Source organism: Kitasatospora sp. NPDC015121 (assembly GCF_055562955.1).
On record NZ_JBVHEH010000003.1, the window covers coordinates 1 to 17,579 of the forward strand.

16 protein-coding genes are annotated in these 17,579 nt (G+C 73.5%); 11 read left to right on the plus strand and 5 right to left on the minus strand.

Annotated features, from left to right (window positions below; all coding sequences use genetic code 11):
• Together ACZ3J7_RS04010 and ACZ3J7_RS04015 are read right to left on the minus strand one after the other, a co-directional pair.
• On the minus strand, positions 1-446 hold a 446-nt coding region (locus ACZ3J7_RS04010), incomplete at its 3' end, for a transposase family protein (protein ID WP_465616594.1).
• A gap of 75 nt (positions 447-521) precedes the next feature.
• Complete coding sequence (locus ACZ3J7_RS04015) at positions 522-2,120, minus strand: regulator (protein ID WP_465616596.1); 1,599 nt, start codon at positions 2,118-2,120, stop codon at positions 522-524.
• 297 nt (positions 2,121-2,417) lie between these two features.
• Here ACZ3J7_RS04015 and ACZ3J7_RS04020 point away from each other — a divergent pair, with 297 nt between their 5' ends.
• From ACZ3J7_RS04020 to ACZ3J7_RS04045, 6 genes are all read left to right on the plus strand, one after another.
• Positions 2,418-3,191 (plus strand): 3-hydroxybutyrate dehydrogenase, encoded by a 774-nt coding sequence (locus tag ACZ3J7_RS04020; RefSeq protein ID WP_465616598.1) that lies wholly within the window; start codon positions 2,418-2,420, stop codon positions 3,189-3,191.
• Positions 3,192-3,372: 181 nt separating this feature from the next.
• Complete coding sequence (locus ACZ3J7_RS04025; RefSeq protein WP_465616600.1) at positions 3,373-5,265, plus strand: helix-turn-helix domain-containing protein; 1,893 nt, start codon at positions 3,373-3,375, stop codon at positions 5,263-5,265.
• A 103-nt stretch (positions 5,266-5,368) separates the two neighbouring features.
• Positions 5,369-6,142, plus strand: coding sequence for a lipoyl(octanoyl) transferase LipB (lipB, locus tag ACZ3J7_RS04030; protein ID WP_465617243.1), 774 nt, complete (start codon positions 5,369-5,371; stop codon positions 6,140-6,142).
• A 117-nt stretch (positions 6,143-6,259) separates the two neighbouring features.
• Positions 6,260-7,216: a lipoyl synthase gene (locus ACZ3J7_RS04035; RefSeq protein WP_465616602.1), complete on the plus strand. Its 957-nt coding sequence runs from the start codon at positions 6,260-6,262 to the stop codon at positions 7,214-7,216.
• Between the two features lie 178 nt (positions 7,217-7,394).
• Entirely contained in the window at positions 7,395-7,547 is a 153-nt protein-coding gene (locus tag ACZ3J7_RS04040) for a hypothetical protein (protein ID WP_465616604.1), read from the plus strand.
• 133 nt (positions 7,548-7,680) lie between these two features.
• Positions 7,681-8,367, plus strand: a complete 687-nt coding sequence (locus ACZ3J7_RS04045; RefSeq protein ID WP_465616606.1) for a DUF4191 domain-containing protein — start codon at positions 7,681-7,683, stop codon at positions 8,365-8,367.
• 139 nt (positions 8,368-8,506) lie between these two features.
• Here the strand turns inward: ACZ3J7_RS04045 and ACZ3J7_RS04050 are convergent, their stop codons facing one another.
• A complete protein-coding gene (locus tag ACZ3J7_RS04050) occupies positions 8,507-8,974 on the minus strand; it encodes an RDD family protein (RefSeq protein WP_465616608.1) in 468 nt (155 codons plus the stop codon).
• Positions 8,975-9,296: 322 nt separating this feature from the next.
• Between ACZ3J7_RS04050 and glnA the strand changes: the two genes are divergently transcribed.
• Positions 9,297-10,709 (plus strand): type I glutamate--ammonia ligase, encoded by a 1,413-nt coding sequence (gene glnA, locus ACZ3J7_RS04055; RefSeq protein ID WP_465616610.1) that lies wholly within the window; start codon positions 9,297-9,299, stop codon positions 10,707-10,709.
• Between the two features lie 106 nt (positions 10,710-10,815).
• On the opposite strand, the gene ACZ3J7_RS04060 is transcribed toward glnA, so the two are convergent.
• Positions 10,816-12,645 carry a family 43 glycosylhydrolase gene (locus ACZ3J7_RS04060; RefSeq protein ID WP_465616612.1) on the minus strand — a complete coding sequence of 610 codons (1,830 nt, stop codon included), beginning with the start codon at positions 12,643-12,645 and terminating at the stop codon, positions 10,816-10,818.
• Between the two features lie 347 nt (positions 12,646-12,992).
• Here ACZ3J7_RS04060 and ACZ3J7_RS04065 point away from each other — a divergent pair, with 347 nt between their 5' ends.
• The 3 genes from ACZ3J7_RS04065 to ACZ3J7_RS04075 all read left to right on the plus strand — a co-directional run bounded on the left by ACZ3J7_RS04065 (position 12,993) and on the right by ACZ3J7_RS04075 (position 15,552).
• A complete protein-coding gene (locus ACZ3J7_RS04065; RefSeq protein ID WP_465616614.1) occupies positions 12,993-13,400 on the plus strand; it encodes an ATP-binding protein in 408 nt (135 codons plus the stop codon).
• Positions 13,401-13,542: 142 nt separating this feature from the next.
• On the plus strand, positions 13,543-13,953 hold the full coding sequence (locus tag ACZ3J7_RS04070) for an STAS domain-containing protein (RefSeq protein WP_465616616.1): 411 nt from the start codon (positions 13,543-13,545) through the stop codon (positions 13,951-13,953).
• A gap of 171 nt (positions 13,954-14,124) precedes the next feature.
• A complete protein-coding gene (locus tag ACZ3J7_RS04075; RefSeq protein WP_465616618.1) occupies positions 14,125-15,552 on the plus strand; it encodes an erythromycin esterase family protein in 1,428 nt (475 codons plus the stop codon).
• Between the two features lie 112 nt (positions 15,553-15,664).
• On the opposite strand, the gene ACZ3J7_RS04080 is transcribed toward ACZ3J7_RS04075, so the two are convergent.
• Positions 15,665-16,753 (minus strand): Gfo/Idh/MocA family protein, encoded by a 1,089-nt coding sequence (locus ACZ3J7_RS04080; protein ID WP_465616620.1) that lies wholly within the window; start codon positions 16,751-16,753, stop codon positions 15,665-15,667.
• 192 nt (positions 16,754-16,945) lie between these two features.
• Here ACZ3J7_RS04080 and ACZ3J7_RS04085 point away from each other — a divergent pair, with 192 nt between their 5' ends.
• Entirely contained in the window at positions 16,946-17,548 is a 603-nt protein-coding gene (locus tag ACZ3J7_RS04085) for a TetR/AcrR family transcriptional regulator (RefSeq protein WP_465616622.1), read from the plus strand.
• Positions 17,549-17,579 lie beyond the last annotated feature (31 nt).

Here is a 17,579-nt window from a genome sequence, read left to right on the forward strand (position 1 = left end):
AGCTTCAGGCCCCAGAACCATCGTGAGTGCGAGCGGCTGTAGCCGTAGCCGGCCCATCCGGCCAGGGCCGAGCGGCGCACGGTGTCGCGGGAGCGACCGCACTCCACGGGCGTGGAGTCGGTGATCCACACCGGGTCCGCCCACAGGTCGGTCGCCCGTGCCAGGTCGCGGATCGCCTGTTGGAGCAACGGGCGCGCGGCGCGCAGGCGCTTGTTGTAAGCGGGCCGTTGGGGCAGGTGGGGGAACATGCCGCGCAGATGGGCGCGGGCGAAGCGGATCCATCGGGCCTCGGAGTGGAAGCCCAGCAGCACTTGGGCCACGGCCAGGCACACCAGTTCCGAGTCCGTCAGCCGCGGCGGGCGGCCCAGCCAACGCGTTCGAGGCAGATGATCATCGATCTGCACGTAGAGTGCGGTCAGGAGGGTGTCCAGTTCTTCGGTCGTCACAACCCGAATGCTGGACACCCTTCCTGCATGCCCGAAGCAGAACCAGCAAAGCCAGCTGACTTCGGAACTAATCGTCTAGACCACCCCCGCCTGGCGGGCGGTCTCTTCGAAGGCGCGGGCGGCGGGGGTGGTGCGGTAGGGGGTGAGGCGGCGGTGGAAGTCGCGGAGGTACTCGACGGTGCGGGCGGAGCGCATCTCGCCGGCCGCGCGGAGGGAGTCGGTGGCCATCGAGCAGGCCTCGTCGACGTCGCCCATGCCGAGTCTCGCGGAGGCGAGGACGAGGCGGCAGAGGATGCGGCTGCGGGAGTAGGCGGGGGCGCGCAGGCGGAGGGACTTCTCGGCGTGCTGGGCGGCGGGGCGCCACTGCTGGAGGTCGCGGTAGCAGTGGGCGAACTCGTCGGCGAGTTGGGCGTCGTCGAAGTACCGGGCCCAGGAGGGGACTTCGTCGGCGCTGCGGGCGGTGGCGAGCGCGCGTTCGCAGCGCACCAGGGCGGTGGTGCAGGCCCGGACGTCGCCGGCCAGGGCGTGGCCGCGGGCTTCGGCGGCGTGCATGAGGGCCTGCACGACGGGGGCGGCGGTGGTGCCGACGCCCTGCTGGGCGACCCGGGCGAGCTGGATGGCCTCGCGGGCGTGGCCGAGGTGGACGGCCTGCTGGCTCATGGTGGTGAGGACGAAGCCGCCGAGGACGCGGTCGCCGGCGGCCTGGGAGAGCCGCAGGGCCTGGACGAAGTAGCGCTGGGCGAGACCGTGCGCGGCGATGTCGAAGGAGGTCCAGCCGGCCAGCCGGGTGAGGTCGGAGACGGCGCCGAACAGGGCGCGCCCGATCTGTTCGCCGTAGCGGCCGCGGAGCATCGGTTCGGCTTCGCTCTCCAGGTAGCGGACCAGGGCCTGCCGGGCGTGGCCGCCGCCGTAGGCGTGGTCGAGGGCGCGGAACAGGTCGCCGACGGCGCGGATCGCGGCGATGTCGCCGCGGCCGACCCGGACGGGGGGCCTGGCCTCGCGCTGCTCGGCGGCGGGTTCGGCACCGGCCGGGCGGCGCGGGCCCTGCTGGGGGACCCGGGCGCCCTGCGGGGGCGTGCGGAGCTCCTCGGGGGTGAGGGTGGTGCCGTCGCGGGCGACGCGTTCGTCGGTGCGGCCGATCAGCCAGTCGCGGCTGGGGACGACGAGCCCGGCGGGGGTGAAGGCGATCTTGCGGAGTTCGGCGTACGGGCCGTTGTCCTTGCGCCACATGGAGGCGACGATGTCGACGGCCTCCTGCGGGGTCTCGGCGAACTCCAGGCCGGCGTAGACCGGGGCGCAGGCGTCCAGGCCGACGTCCTGGGCGGTGAGGCGGCGGCCGAGGCGGCGGGTGAAGACCTCGGCGATCAGCGCGGGGGTCGCGCCCCGGGGCTGCTGGCCGCGCAGCCAGCGGGTCACGGAGGTCTTGTCGTAGCGCAGGTCGAGGCCGTGCTCCAGGCCGAGCTGGTCGACCCGGCGGGCGAGGCCGGCGTGCGAGAAGCCGGACTCCTCGATGAGCGCGGCGAGTTGCGGGTTCTGGGCGCGCCCGGCCGCGGGGGCCGGTGGCTCGGTCGGCTCGGGGGCGCGCGGAGGGGTCTCGGCCGCTCCGGTCGGGCGCGGGTCGAGCGGGTCGAGCGGTCGGTACGCCGGGCTGTCGATAACGGGCCGTTGGGGCATAGCAGTCCACACCTCTCAGGCGCCGTTCCGGCCCCTCCTGCCCGGACGGCGCCCCCTGATCGGGAATCGGCGCGAATGTAGCGAGCATTGGGACGCTATGGGTGGATTCGGGCCACCCGTCCTCCGAACGGGTGAACCATCCCCGCCCGTTGTGAGGAAGCCCGGCCGTCGCGTGTTTGAGTTCGGGAGCCGCTGCCCGCGCTCCGGCCGCATGGCGCGGGCCACCACAGGGGGGCCGACTGCTGTGGTGTCCGCCCACATCGTTGCGCGGGCCGCGGATTCCTACCGTTCTCGGCCATGGACACCACTTCTGCCCCGCCCTCCGGCCCCCCGCTGGCGGGCCGCACCGCGCTGGTCACCGGGGCCGCCTCCGGCATCGGCCGGGCCTGCGCGGAGGCGTTCGCCTCGGCGGGCGCGCACGTGTACGTCGTCGACCTGGCCGCCGCCGCGGCCGAGGAGCTGGCGGCCGCGATCGGCGGGACCGCGCACGTCGCGGACCTGTCGGACCCGGACGCGGTGGAGGCGCTGCCGACGGACGCGGACATCGTGGTCAACAACGCCGGCCTGCAGCACGTCGCCCCGGTGCACGAGTTCCCGGTGGAGCGGTTCACCCTGATCCAGCGGGTCATGGTGGAGGCCCCGTTCCGGATCCTGCGCCGCACCCTGCCGCACATGTACGAGCGCGGGTGGGGCCGGGTGGTCAACATCTCCTCGGTGCACGGCCTGCGCGCCAGCGCCTTCAAGTCGGCGTACGTGACCGCCAAGCACGCCCTGGAGGGCCTGAGCAAGACGGTCGCCCTGGAGGGCGCCCCGTACGGCGTGACCAGCAACTGCGTGAACCCGGCGTACGTGCGCACCGCGCTGGTGGAGCGGCAGATCGCCGCGCAGGCGCTGGCGCACGGCATCCACGAGGACGAGGTGGTGGAGCGGATCATGCTCGACCGGACCGCCGTGAAGCGGCTGATCGAGCCGGACGAGGTCGCCCAGCTGGCGGTGTGGCTGTGCTCGCCGGGCGCCTCGTACGTCACCGGCGCGAGCCTGCCGGTGGACGGCGGCTGGACCGCGCACTGAGCCGCGGCGCCCCCGCCCGGCCGGACTCCGGGCGGGAGGCTGTCGGCGGGCGGGCGCTTCCGGCAGGATCGGGGCCGCGCAGCAGGGCGGCGGCCGCCGCCCGGGGAGGGCGCGGCCCCGGTCCGTTCCGGCGGGCGGGGGCACCGGGGGCACGGGGCACTGGGAACAAGGGAAGACCGTGATGGACCGCCACACCACCGCCGCTCCGGCGCTGCGCAGGCTCCTCGACCTGCTGGCGACCGGCGCCGCCACCGAGGACTTCGGCGAGGTGCTCGCCGAGGCCCGCCGCCGGGGCGCCCCGGCCGAGGTGCTGACCGAGATCGACGACGCCACCTGGCAGGCGCTGCGGGTGCACCGGACGATGCGCCAGCACCGGCGGCGGGAGGCCGAGCTGACCGCGCTGTTCGACACCGCGGGCGACCTGGCCGCCTCCCGCGACCTGGACGCGGTGCTGCAGGCCATCGTCCGGCGGGCCCGGATGCTGCTGGGCACCGACACCGCGTACCTGACGCTGCCGGACGAGCGGGCCGGGGACACCTACATGCGGGTCACCGACGGCTCGGTCTCGCCGATCTTCCAGACCCTGCGGCTCAGCCTCGGCGACGGCCTGGGCGGCCTGGTCGCGCAGACCGCCCGCCCGTACGCCACCCACGACTACCGGGTGGACGAGCGGTTCCGGCACACCGGGCAGATCGACGCGGGCGTGCTGGACGAGGGCCTGGTGGCGATCATCGGGGTGCCGCTGCTGCTGGGCGGCAGCGTGATCGGGGTGCTGTTCGCGGCCGACCGCTCGCCGAGGGCGTTCTCCCCCGACGAGGTGGCGCTGCTGTGCACGCTGGCCGCGCACGCCGCGATCGCCCTGGACACCGCCAAGTCGCTGGCCGACACCCGGGCCGCGCTGGCCGAGCTGGCCGACGCCAACGCGGTGATCGGCGCGCACGCCGCCGCCGTGCAGCGCGCCGAGCAGGCCCACGACCGGCTGACCGACCTGGTGCTGCGCGGCGCGGAGGTCGCCGACGTGGCCGCCGAGGTGGCCGCGCTGCTGGACGGCGGCGCCTCCGTGCACGACGCCGAGGGCGCCCCGCTGACCGGCCCCGGCGGCGCCCCCGGGGGCCTGGCCGACGCGGTCCTCGCCTCCCGCGCCGAGGGCCACGCGGTGCGGCACGGCGCGGAGTGGGTGTGCGCGGTGCTGGCCGGGCAGGAGCTGCTGGGCGCGCTGGTGCTGCACGGGCGGCCCGACCTGGACGACGCGGACCGGCGGGTGTTCGAGCGGGCCGGCGTCGTCACGGCGCTGCTGCTCCTGCTGCGCCGCTCGGTCGCCGAGACCGAGAACCGGGTCCGCGGCGAGCTGCTGGCCGACCTGCTGACCGCGCCCGACCGCGACCCGGCGGGCCTGGCCGCGCGCGGTCGCCGGCTCGGCGTCGACCTGAACCGGCCGCACCTGGTGCTGGTCGCGGTCACCGGGGACCCGGCGGCCCGGGAGCGGCTGGCCGGCGCGGCGGCCCGCTACCTGTTCGGCTCGCGCGGGATCAGCGCCGAGTTCGGCGCGGGCGTGGTGCTTCTCGTCCCGCACGAGGGCGGCGACGCCGGCCCGGTGGCCGCGCTCGCGGCGGAGCGGCTGGCCCGGCTGGCGGGCGCGCCGGTGACGGTGGGCGCCGGGCGGGCGGCCAGCGGCCCGGTCGCGCTGGCCGCCGGGTACGCCGAGGGGGTGCGCTGCGTCCGGGCGCTGCGGGTGCTCGGGCGGGAGGGGGACGGGGCGTGCGCGGCCGACCTGGGCTTCCTGGGCGTGCTGCTGGGCGACGGCCACGACGTGGACGGCTTCGTCCGGGCCACCCTGGGCCCGCTGCTGGACTACGACGCCAAGCGCGGCACCGAGCTGGTGCGCACGCTGCGCGCGTACTTCGACTGCGGCGGCGGCCTGACCCGGGCCAAGGACCTGCTGCACGTGCACGTGAACACGGTGGTGCAGCGGCTCGACCGGGTGGAGGTGCTGCTGGGCCGCGACTGGAACCAGCCGGAGCGGGCGCTGGAGCTCCAACTCGCGCTCCGGCTGCAGTTGCTGGCGGAGGGCTGAGCCGGGGTCGCGGTCGGCGCGGCCGGTCGGCGTACAGTGGCGAGGTTGGGCTGTCCGGCCGGCTGGGAGTGGTGTGGTGAGCGAGAACGTGCGGTTCGTGCGGATGGGGATAGGCGAGCGGACCGTCCCCTACCAGGAGGCGTGGGCGGAGCAGCAGCGGCTGCACGCGCTGCGGGTCGCGGACGAGATCCCGGACACCGTGCTGCTGCTGGAGCACGACCCGGTCTACACGATGGGCAAGCGCACCAACCCCGCGGACCTGCCGCTGGACGGCACCCCGGTGGTCGAGGTCAACCGGGGCGGCGAGATCACCTGGCACGGCCCCGGCCAGCTGGTCGGCTACCCGATCGTGAAGCTGCCGGACCCGATCGACGTGGTGGCGTACGTGCGGCGGCTGGAGGAGGCGCTGATCCGGGCCTGCGCCGAGTTCGGCGTGGAGACCACCCGGGTGGAGGGCCGCAGCGGGGTGTGGCGGCTCGGCGCGGAGATCCCCGACGCGGTGGTCGACCCCTCCCAGGTGGTGGAGATCGGCAAGCTGACCCTGCGGATGGGCCTGCCGCTGGGCATCGACCCGCGGCTGGCCGGGCCCGAGTACGCGCCGTCCAACGCGGGCCAGCGCGGCGACGACCGCAAGCTCGCGGCGATCGGCGTGCGGGTGGCGCGCGGGGTGACCATGCACGGCTTCGCGCTGAACTGCGACCCGGACATGACCTGGTTCGACAGGATCGTCCCGTGCGGGATCCGGGACGCCGGGGTGGCCTCGCTGAGCGGCGAGCTGGCCCGGCCGTTCCCGGTCGGGGCGGCGGTGGACGCGGTCGAGCGGAAGCTGGCCGAGGTGTTCGCCGAGCTGCCCGAGCCGGTGGCCGCGGCCCGGTAGTGGAATCGGCGCGGCGCGCCGGACGTTGCCTTTCGAAGGCAAGCCCGGGGCCGGGCGAAGGCCGTCGAAGTGCAGGCGTACCCTGAGTGGTACCCCGTCTAGTTCTAGGAGTCGCACGTGTCCGCTGTCGCACCCGACGGCAGGAAGCTCCTCCGGCTGGAGGTCCGCAACAGCGAGACCCCCATCGAGCGGAAGCCCGAGTGGATCAAGACCAGGGCGAAGATGGGGCCGGAGTACAACGCCCTGCAGTCCCTGGTGAAGAAGGAGGGGCTGCACACGGTCTGCCAGGAGGCCGGGTGTCCCAACATCTTCGAGTGCTGGGAGGACCGCGAGGCGACCTTCCTGATCGGCGGCGACCAGTGCACCCGCCGCTGCGACTTCTGCCAGATCGACACCGGCAAGCCCGCCGAGTTCGACCGGGACGAACCGCGCCGGGTCGCCGAGTCCATCGTCACGATGGACCTGAACTACGCCACCATCACCGGCGTCGCCCGTGACGACCTGGCCGACGGCGGCTCGTGGCTGTACGCCGAGACCGTCCGCCAGGTGCACGCGCTGACCGCCGGGCGGGCGGCCGGCCGCACCGGCGTCGAGCTGCTGATCCCGGACTTCAACGCCGTCCCGGAGCAGCTCGCCGAGGTCTTCTCGTCCCGTCCCGAGGTGCTGGCGCACAACGTCGAGACGGTGCCGCGGATCTTCAAGCGGATCCGCCCCGCGTTCCGCTACGAGCGCTCGCTGGACGTGATCACCCAGGCCCGGGCGGCCGGGCTGGTCACCAAGTCCAACCTGATCCTGGGCATGGGCGAGACCCGCGAGGAGGTCAGCGAGGCGCTGGCCGACCTGGTGGACGCCGGCTGCGAGCTGATCACCATCACCCAGTACCTGCGTCCCTCGCTGCGCCACCACCCGGTGGAGCGCTGGGTGAAGCCGCAGGAGTTCGTCGAGCTCCAGCAGGAGGCCGAGGAGCTGGGCTTCGCCGGGGTGATGTCCGGTCCGCTGGTGCGCTCCTCGTACCGGGCCGGCCGGCTGTACCGGCAGGCGCTGGAGCACCGGGAGCGGGCCGCCGCGGTCTGAGCCGCCGCTGCTCGACGGTGAGGGCGGGCCCGTCCCGGGCCCGCCCTTCCGCGTGCCCGGGGCGCTGGGCCGTCCGGAGCAGCTTCCGACGTTTCACGTGGCATTGACGGCCGGGTCACCGTACGGTAACGGGCGTCCGGGACGCTGGAGCGGTACCCGGGTCGAGGAGTTGGTGTGGATGCGTACCGGAATCCGGACCGCGCTGCGGCGGGCCGAGCAGCTGCTGTTGATCCGCGGCGCGCGCCGCAACGCGTGGGCGGCGGTGTGCGAGAACCGGCGGCTGGCGGGCGAGCGCGAGCAGTCCGTACGGGCGTTCGGGCCCGGCGCCTGAGCCGCCGCCCGGGAGCGGGACCCGGCCCCGGACCGGGGTCGGGGTCGGGACGGGGGCGCCTCCGGGGAAGACCAGGGTCACGAACCGGCACCGCCTTGGATGATCGCGTGGGCCGCCACGTACCATGAGCGGTATGGCGAGGCAAAAATCCGATACCCCTGGGCGGCTCGCACAGATCCGCCAGGCATATGTCATGACCAAGCAGGTCGACACCAAGATCGGCCTGATCATCGCCGGCGTCGGCCTGCTGACCTTCGGCGTGTTCCTCGCCATCGGCTTCGCACTGGACCACCCCGTCTACCTGGGCATCCTCGGTTTCGTGGTGGCGGTGCTGGCGGTCGCGATCGTCTTCGGCCGGCGGGCCGAGCGGGCCGCGTTCGGGCAGATGGAGGGCCAGCCGGGCGCGGTCGCGGCGGTGCTGGGCAACATCCGGCGCGGCTGGAGCGCGAACCAGACCCCGGTCGCGGTCACCCGCAGCCAGGACGCGGTCTACCGGGCGGTCGGCCGGGCCGGCATCGCGCTGATCGGCGAGGGCAACCCGAACCGGGTGCGGCCGCTGCTGGCGTCCGAGAAGAAGAAGATGTCCCGGGTGGTCGGCGACATCCCGGTGCACGACATCGTGGTCGGCAACGGCGAGGGCGAGATTCCGCTCAAGAAGCTGCAGATCCACCTGATGCGCCTGCCCCGGGCGATCAGCGCCTCCCAGGTCACCGAGACCAACGACCGGCTGCGCGCGCTCGGCGACCTGCTCTCCAAGGCGCCGATCCCCAAGGGCCCGATGCCGAAGGGCGCCCGGATGCCCAAGGGCGGCCCTCGCTGAGGCGCCACTCCCCCGTTCCACACCACGGCCCCGCCCGCGAGGTTCCCCTCCGCGAGCGGGGCCGTTCGACGTTCCCGGGCCGTTCGACCTTCCCGGGCCGTTCGACGTCCTCTCGGGCCGTCGGGCGGTCCGCAGGGGTTCAGAAGCGGACCTCGACGGTGCCGACGGCCTTGTCGTGCAGGCCGCGGGTGTCGCGGTCCCAGACGGCGGCCGGGACGACCAGGCACAGCAGCAGGGTGCGCAGCAGCACCTGCGGGATGGTCGCGCGGGTGCCGTCCAGCCGGACCACCCGCAGGCCGAACAGGCGCTTGCCGACGGTGGTGCCGGTGGTGGCCAGGAACAGCACCGTCACCGCGTAGAACAGCGGGGTGGTCCACAGGTTGGCGGCGCTCCGGTCGCCCCCCGCGAGGAAGCCGTACGCGACCAGGCTGACCAGCCAGCCGTCGACGAACAGCGCGCCGATCCGACGGCCGGGACCGGCCAGTGAACCGGGCCCGGTCTGCGGGAGGCCGAGGCGCTCGCCGCGGTAGCCGAAGTCGGCGCCCATCTTCTCGGCGGCCGCCTTCGGGCCGTCGATCCACGATCCGAGTGCTTCTCTGGTGTCCACGAATCCACCCTAACCGGGCTTACGGCCGGGGCCGGTGGCGGCCCAGGCCGGTGGCGCGTCCCGGTCGGCTCCCGTCGGGGTGAACCCCGTTCGGCCGACTGCCGCGAGTGGTCTAGACCGGTGATTGACCACACGGTCGGCGGGGGAGGGATTTTGCCCGGAACCGTCCTGCTTTGCCAGCGGCCCGAACGGCCTGGTTAACATGTGGGAAACAAGCGAGTCACGAACCGGAAACGGGCCGTTCCTATCGTGAGCCCCCAGCACCGGGGCTCCCGTCGCCCCTGACGGAGACTCAGACCGTGCACGCCGAGGAGGAGTACGGATGTTCACCAACGCCGACGAGGTGAAGCAGTACATCGCGGACAACGACATCAAGTTCGTCGACGTCCGGTTCTGCGACCTGCCGGGCGTGCTGCAGCACTTCTCGGTCCCGGCCGCGACCTTCGACCCGTCCGAGACCCTGATGTTCGACGGCTCCTCGATCCGCGGCTTCCAGGCCATCCACGAGTCCGACATGGCCCTGGTGCCCGACCTCGCGACCGCCCGGCTGGACCCGTTCCGGGCCGAGAAGCACCTCAACATCAACTTCTTCATCCAGGACCCGATCACCGGCGAGGCCTACAGCCGCGACCCGCGCAACGTCGCCCGCAAGGCCGAGGCCTACCTGGCCTCCTCCGGCATCGCCGAGACCGCCTACTTCGGGCCCGAGGCCGAGTTCTACGTCTTCGACTCGGTGCGCTTCGAGACCTCCGCCAACGCCTCCTACTACCACATCGACTCGGTGGCCGGCGCCTGGAACAGCGGCTCCGCCGAGGGTGACGCGCGCGGCTACAAGGTCAAGTACAAGGGCGGCTACTTCCCCGTCCCGCCGGTCGACCACTTCGCCGACCTGCGCGCCGAGATGTCCCTCGAACTCGCCAAGGCCGGGCTGGAGGTCGAGCGCCAGCACCACGAGGTCGGCACCGCCGGACAGGCCGAGATCAACTACAAGTTCAACACCCTGCTGCACGCCGCCGACGACCTGATGCTGTTCAAGTACATCATCAAGAACGTCGCCTGGCGGGCCGGCAAGACCGCAACCTTCATGCCCAAGCCGATCTTCGGCGACAACGGCTCCGGCATGCACGTCCACCAGTCGCTGTGGACCGGCGGCTCCCCGCTCTTCTACGACGAGCAGGGCTACGCGGGCCTCTCCGACACCGCCCGCTACTACATCGGGGGCATCCTCAAGCACGCCCCCTCGCTGCTCGCCTTCACCAACCCCTCGGTGAACTCCTACCACCGCCTGGTGCCCGGCTTCGAGGCCCCCGTCAACCTGGTCTACTCGCAGCGCAACCGCTCCGCGGCGATCCGCATCCCGATCACCGGCTCCAACGCCAAGGCCAAGCGCATCGAGTTCCGCGCCCCCGACCCGGCCTCCAACCCCTACCTGGCCTTCTCCGCCATGCTGATGGCCGGCCTCGACGGCATCAAGAACAAGATCGAACCGCTCGAGCCCGTCGACAAGGACCTCTACGAACTCGCCCCCGACGAGCACGCCGCCGTCCCCCAGGTGCCCGCCTCCCTCGGCGCCGTCCTCGACGCCCTGGAGGCCGACCACGAGTACCTCCTCGCGGGCGGCGTCTTCACCACCGACCTGATCGAGACCTGGATCGACTACAAGCGCACCCACGAGATCGCCCCGATCGCCCTGCGGCCGCACCCGCACGAGTTCGAGCTCTACTACGACCTGTAGGACTCCCTCCGGCCTGCGGGAACGCGGGTCGGTGCCGCGGCGCTCCCGCCGGCCGGAGACTCCTCCGGCCTGCGGGAGCGCTGTTGTCGGGGCGGGCCGGTGGGGTTCAGTTCCGGCCGGGCAGGTGCCAGAGCTGGTTCTTCTTGGTGGTCAGGGCGCCGGCGGGGTCGCACGTCCACTGGTGGACGGGGGCGCCGAGGGCGGTGGAGACTCCGCTGACGTCCACGCACTTGCCGCTGTGCACCGCGACGAGCTGGTGGTCGTCGGTGGTGGCCCGCCGCAGGGTGAACTGCTGGTTCGTGCCGCCGTGGCAGGTCCACTGCTGGACCGCCGCCCCGTCGGCGGTGGAGGCGCCGGCGATGTCGAGGCACTTGCCGCTGTGGCGGTTCACCAGGGAGTAGGTGTCGGCCGCCCCTTGCACCGGGGTGAAGTCGAACCGCTGTTCCTCGCCGGTGCCGCAGGCGTCCTGCTGGTACGGGGTGCCGTCGGCGGTGCTGAGGCCGGGGTCGTCCAGGCAGTACCCGCTGTGCCGGGCGACGGCGGTGGACGAGAAGGCGGGGCGGCCGGAGGTGAACTGCCACCAGTTCACGTTGAACAGGAACCCGCTGCCGCCGGTGAAGCGCAGGTGCAGGTCGTGGGTGCCGGTCGCGCCGGTGACGGGGCAGGAGACCGTGGTCCAGGTCTGCCAGCCCCCGGTGCCCGGCACGGTGCAGGTGCCGACGGTCGGCCCGGTGGCGCTGTCCAGGTGCAGTTCGATCCGGCCGCCGCCGGCGCCCGAGGCCACCCTGGCGGTGAACGAGCCGGCTCCGGCGCCGAACGCCACGCCCTTGACCTTGGTGCCGTCGCCGTTCTCGATCCAGCCGACGTCCATTCCGCCCTCGCCGGAGGGTTCGGTCTCGATGCCGCTGCCCCACGCGACGGTCTCGGCCTCCTGGCGGACGTAGGGGTCGAGCGTGCCGGCCTGCGGCGCCCCGGCCGTCGTCATGGTGATCGTCGGAATGGTGCCGTCGGCGTTGTAGGCGAACTTCTCCACCGCGACCGACCGGGTGTAGCCGCCGCCGCCCGGAAGGGCGCCGTTGTGGTAGAAGAAGTACGAGCCGCCGTTGAAGTCGACGATGCCGACGTGGTTGGTGAAGCTGCTGCCCTGGGTGGGCATGACGGTGCCGCGGTACGTCCAGGGCCCGGTCGGGCCGGGCGAGGTGGAGTAGGCGATGAACTCGGAGCAGCACTTCGCCGCGAACACCATGTAGTACAGGCCGTTGCGCTTGTAGAACCACGGGCCTTCCTCGTACAGGGTCGGCCGGTTCGCGTCCCCCGTGCGGGTGCCGAATCCCGCGGTGGTCAGCGGTACCTGCGTCGGGCTGCCGGAGTACGAGACCATGTCGGCGTTGAGGCGCACGTACCACAGCCTCGGGTTCCCGTAGTACAGGTAGGCCTGCCCGTCGTCGTCGACGAAGACGGTGGGGTCGATCTCGGAGTTCCGGATCAGCGGGCCGCCGAGCGCGTCGCGGAACGGCCCGGTGGGGCTGTCCGAGACCCCGACTCCGATGGCCTGCGTTCCGTTGGTCGTGCGCACCGGGACGTACCCGTAGAACCTGCCGTTGCGCTGGACGACCTGCCCCGCCCAGGCGTCCGAGCCGGCCCAGCTGAAGGTGGCCAGGCTCATCGGCGAGCCGTGATCGGTCCAGTTGACCATGTCCGACGAGGACCACACCCGCCAGTCGCGCATCCGGAAGGTCGTCGAGCCGTCCTCGTCGTGCCCGGTGTACAGGTAGACCCGGCCGTTGTACACCAGCGGTGCCGGGTCCGCGGTGTAGACGTGCTGCACGATCGGGTTGTCCGCCCGGGCCTCGGCCGGAAGGAACGCCACCGTGCAGAGCAGGCTTGCCGCCACGGCGAGGAAGCGCCGCAGCCACCGCTGGAGTGTGGATGTCACTGTTCGAGTCCCTTGTCGGATCGGGGCGGGTGGGGACGGAGCCGAGGGCGACGGCGGCGGGCCGAGGCGAGTGTTAGCGCTAACAAATCCGGGGCCGGTCACGGGCGCGGCCGACCGGCGGTGCGACCGGGCGCACCGCGCGTGACGACCTGAGTGTCCCTCAACCGGGCTGCGGACGACCAGAGTTGCGCCCGAAAGGGAGGCCGGTGCTCCGCATCGGGGTCGGCGGGTGCGGCCGAACCGGGGTCGACCGCCCGGTGGCGGCGCGTGTAGGCCGTGGTGGGCCGGGCACACGTGGCGCAGCAGTACTTTCCCTCCCGTCCGTCACGGGGTTCACTGGATCCGCCATGGCCGCACCCCTCTTCGGAAACAGCGCCCACCACCGCCACCTGGACTTCGGCCCGGGTGACCGGACCGCCCTGGGCACGGACTTCCTGCGCCGTGCCCTGGCGGACTGGGCCGTCGACCCGGCGGCCGGCGCCGACGTGCTCCTGGCCGGTGCCGAACTCCTGTCCAACGCCGTCCGGCACGCGCACGGCCTCCGGCGCCTGGACCTGGACCTGGAGGCCGGGACGCTGCGGGTGGCGGTCACCGACTCCTCGCCCGCCGCACCCCGTCCCAGACCGGACCCGTCCGGGGCGGACGGCGGCTACGGCCTGCGCATCGTCGACCGGCTCGCCCTCGACTGGGGCTCCGTCCCGGCCGGGGACGGGAAGACCGTCTGGGTGCGCCTGCCCGCCCCTCGACACGGATGAGCGGCGCCACGGCCCGGGCGGCGCCCTCCTGGCCGGAATCCGGCCCGCCGCCGGGGCGCGTCCGGCGGCGTGCTTGAACCGGACGGTGCCGCCCGGGCAGGATCGGGACGCACACCGCCCCTCGCCCGAAGGAGACTTGGCCGTGTCCGCCGCCGAGCCCACCGACCCCGGGGCCCCGCCCGCCGATGCCGGGCTGCGGATCACCTCCACCGACGTCCTGACCTCCGGCCACAACCGCCGGGTGCGCGTGGTGCGCCTGGAGGGCGAGATGGACCAGCCCCGGCGCCACCACCTGGAGAAGGCGCTGACGGCCGCGCTCGCCTCCCGCCCGGCCCTGCTGGTGGTGGACCTCGGCGCCCTCGCCTTCTGCGACTCCAGCGGCCTGAACGCCCTCGTCCACGCCCGGCGCAACGCCCAGGACACCGGCACCCGGCTGGTCCTGGCCGCGCCCACCGGGCCGGTGCGGTGGCTGCTGGAGATCACCGGCATGCACCAGGTCTTCGACATCCGCCCCGACGTCGAGAGCGCCCTCGCCGGGCAGCCCCGCCCCTGAGGGGCCGGGCCGCCGCGGCCGCCGCCCGGACCGGTCGTGGCGCGGGACGCTCCCGCCGGGCGGACCGGGACCACGCTCCCCCTGCCGAACGGCGGGTGAGGCCAACCCCCGGGCCGATAGGGGGGTGCAGCGGATGGTTCGGTCGCCGTCCCCGCGGCGAGAGTGGGGGCCATGATCAAGGACAAGGGCCTCCCGGCCGCTCTGCTCGTCCCGCTCGCCACCGCCCTGGCCACCGCCGCCCTGGCCGTCGCCCCCGCCGCCTCCGCCGCCCCGTCCGTCCGGGCCGCCGCACCGGCCAGCGCACCGGCCTCCTCTCCGGCCACCGCGGCTGCCGGGGAGGAGGCCGGGGCCACCGCGTTCCGCTCGCCCGAGGCGGCCCTCGACCAGGTGGCCCACCCGCTGCGCACCACCGAGCCGGGCGGCACCCTGGCCGACCTGCGCCCGTTGGGGCGAATGGTGGGCGACGCCCGGGTGGTGGGCATGGGCGAGGCCAGCCACAGCTCGCACGAGTTCTTCACCCTCAAGCACCGCGTCCTGCGCTACCTGGTGGAGGAGAAGGGCTTCCGCGCGTTCGCCCTCGAAGCCGCCTGGAGCACCGGCCTGCGACTCGACGCCTACCTCCTGCGCGGCGAGGGCGACCTGCGGCAGATCATGGACGAGGAGTTCCAGGGCACCTACCGCTGGTGGAACAACGCCGAGTACCGCGACCTGCTCCAGTGGATGCGCGCCTACAACATCCGGCACCCCGACGACCCGCTCCGCTTCGTCGGCGACGACAGCGGCTTCGCCGGTCCGCGGCTCTACGACGACGTCACCGCCTACGCCGCCGCCAACCGGCCCGAACTCAGCGGGCAGCTGGCCGAGTTGTACCGGGGACTGCGGCCGACCGGCAGCGCCGCGAGCTACGTCGACGCCTACTGGGCGAAGCCGCTCGCCGAGCGCGCGGAACTCGCCGAGCGGACCGGACGGGCGGTGGAACTGCTCCGGGCGCACCCCGGCGCCGACCCGGACGCGCACGCGTGGGCGGTCCGGCACGCCACCGCGATCCACCAGATGACCACCCTGTACGCCTTCGACTGGGACGACCCCCGGATCGTCCCCGAGGCCATGCTCTACCGCGACCGGGTGATGGCGGACAACGTCGCCTGGTGGCAGCGGCGCACCGGCAAGAAGGTCCTGGTCTCCGCCCACAACAGCCACATCGCCCTGAAGAGCTACGTGCCCGCCACCTACCCCCGGGTCCAGGGCGACCTCCTGCGGGAGGAGCTGGGCGGCGGGTACCTGAGCATCGGCCTGACCTTCGACCACGGCTCCTTCAACGCCTTCGACCACGACGGCTCCCCCGCGCGGTTCACCGTCGGCCCGGCCGCCCCCGGCACCGCCGAACACACCCTCGACCGGGTCCGCCACCGCGACTTCGTGGTCGACCTCCGCACCGCCCCCGAACCGGCCCGCAGCTGGCTCGCCGCACCCCGCACCGTCAAGAACATCGGAGCCACCTACCCCGGCATCGCCGACGCCCCCCAGGTCGACCTCGCGGCCTCCCACGACGTCCTGATCCACCTCCACCAGGTCCGGGCCGCCCGCATGCTCGGGTAGCACCGACCCGACCCGGCGCGGCGGCGGCATGGCGGGCAACGGCGGCGGCGGCGCGGAGGCGTCGCAGGGGCGCGGCGGGGCCGGAACGCTTCGCCCCCACCCCGGCGGGGCGTCAGCGCAGGTACTGACGGGCGCCGGTGGTGGCGGCCTTCCGCACGGCGTCGAGCAGGCGGTGGGTGGCGGTCGCCGTGCCGAAGTCGGGGGTGACCGCCTCGCCGGTGCGGATGCCGTGCGCGAGGTCCGCGTACACGGCGGCGACGTTGGCGAGCGCGACCGGGGCCCCGGGCAGGGTGCGGTGGTCCGGCGTCGGCAGGGGCAGCGGCGTTCCCGTCCCGTCCGCCCCGTGGAGGGTGAACTCGGGGCCGACCAGGGAGTCGTTCGCAGAGGACAGCACGAGGCGGCCGAGTCGTCCGTGGACCTCGATCCGGAAGCCGGCTCCCGCCGGGCCGCCGATCATGAAGTGCGCGGAGGCCGCCGCGCCGGACTCCAGCAGCCCGTTGACGACTATCTGGTCCGGTGACGTCACCTCCAGCCGTTCGCCGGTCTCTTCGAGGGTGACGCCGGTGACCCGGGTCGCCAGCGTCGCGGACAGTTCGGCGAAGTCGCCCACCGCCGAGCGGAACATGTCGAGCGAGTGCCCGGCCACGACCGCGAGGTGGTTGACGCCCTTGGTCGCGTCGAACAGGGCCGCGTAGCGCTGCGACCACACCTCGGGGGCGGACAGCGAGTACGTGAGCGACGCGGACAGCACGTCGCCGATCCGCCCTTCGGCCAGCAGCCGGCGCAACTGCCGGACGGCGGGGTGGTGGCGGCTCTGCAGTCCGACCGCGTGCCGCACGCCCGCCGCCTCCGCCCGGCTCCGGAACCCGTCGGCGACGGCCGCGTCCAGTGCGAGCGGCCACTCGCAGTAGACGTGCTTGCCCGCCGCGACGGCGGCGTCCACGAGTCCCTCGCGCCGGGGCAGTTGCACGGCGATGACGACGAGGTCGACGTCGGGGTGGGCCGCCATCGCGCGCGGGTCGTCGAACGCGTACCGGGCGCCCCAGGCATCCGCCGCGGCACGGGCCGAGTCCGCGCTGGTCCCGGCGACGGCGGTGATCGTGTAGTCGGGCAGGGCGGACAGGGCCGGCAGGTGCACCGCGCGCGCCCAACCGCGCGAGGCGTGCGCGCCCACGATTCCTACCTTGATGGTGTCCGGCACAGTGCTACTTCCTTCGCTGGGGGTGGGGTGAGAGGGGACGCAGCCGGGCGGCCGTGTCACGGATCGCTCGCTTCCACGGCGTGGGAACGGATCGGAACAGTCAGGGAACGACACGTGTCGTTCCGTCGAAGATGGCGTACGCGCCCCGGGCCTGTCAACACGACACGTGCCGTTTCCTGTTAGGGTCGGACCATGGCCTCGACGACACCCCCCGATCCGCGACGCCGCAGCGAGAAGAGCCACCAGGCCGTCCTGGCGGCGGCCATGGACCTGTGCGTCGAGCACGGGTACGGCAACGTCACCGTGGAGGCCATCGCGGCCCGCGCCGGCGTCAGCAAGAAGACGATCTACCGGTGGTGGCCCACGAAAGGCGCCGTCGTCCTGGAGGCCGTGAACGAACTGGCCGGTGAAGTCACCCGGTTCCCCGACACGGGCGACATCACCGCCGACCTCACCACCCAGATCACCGGCCTCTTCAACAGGTTCATGACCGGCCCGCTCTCCGCCGTCTTCGCGGGAGTCATCGCCGAGACCCAGCACGACGAAGCCCTCGCCCGCGACCTCCGCACCCAGCTCCTCGAACCGCGGATCGCGGAAGCCCGCAGACGCCTGGACCTCGCCCGCGAACAGGGCCAGCTCGCCCCTGACGCGGACATGGACCTGATCATGGACCTGCTGTACGGCCCGCTGTACTACCGCCTGCTCCTGCACCTCGACGCCTGTTCCCAGGAGCGCGTGCGCATGCAGATCCGCCTCGTCCTCGGCTGCTTCACGCCGGACCGGCCCTCGGCGTAGCCGCCGGACGCCTTCGCCGACCGGAGGGCCG

Excerpts from the sequence above, each read along its gene's own strand:
- ACZ3J7_RS04015 (WP_465616596.1), bottom strand. The coding sequence starts at position 2,120 with ATGCCCCAACGGCCCGTTATCGACAGCCCGGCGTACCGACCGCTCGAC.
- ACZ3J7_RS04020 (WP_465616598.1), top strand. The coding sequence starts at position 2,418 with ATGGACACCACTTCTGCCCCGCCCTCCGGCCCCCCGCTGGCGGGCCGC.
- ACZ3J7_RS04025 (WP_465616600.1), top strand. The coding sequence starts at position 3,373 with ATGGACCGCCACACCACCGCCGCTCCGGCGCTGCGCAGGCTCCTCGAC.
- lipB (WP_465617243.1), top strand. The coding sequence starts at position 5,369 with ATGGGGATAGGCGAGCGGACCGTCCCCTACCAGGAGGCGTGGGCGGAG.
- ACZ3J7_RS04040 (WP_465616604.1), top strand. The coding sequence starts at position 7,395 with ATGCGTACCGGAATCCGGACCGCGCTGCGGCGGGCCGAGCAGCTGCTG.
- ACZ3J7_RS04045 (WP_465616606.1), top strand. The coding sequence starts at position 7,681 with ATGGCGAGGCAAAAATCCGATACCCCTGGGCGGCTCGCACAGATCCGC.
- glnA (WP_465616610.1), top strand. The coding sequence starts at position 9,297 with ATGTTCACCAACGCCGACGAGGTGAAGCAGTACATCGCGGACAACGAC.
- ACZ3J7_RS04065 (WP_465616614.1), top strand. The coding sequence starts at position 12,993 with ATGGCCGCACCCCTCTTCGGAAACAGCGCCCACCACCGCCACCTGGAC.
- ACZ3J7_RS04075 (WP_465616618.1), top strand. The coding sequence starts at position 14,125 with ATGATCAAGGACAAGGGCCTCCCGGCCGCTCTGCTCGTCCCGCTCGCC.
- ACZ3J7_RS04085 (WP_465616622.1), top strand. The coding sequence starts at position 16,946 with ATGGCCTCGACGACACCCCCCGATCCGCGACGCCGCAGCGAGAAGAGC.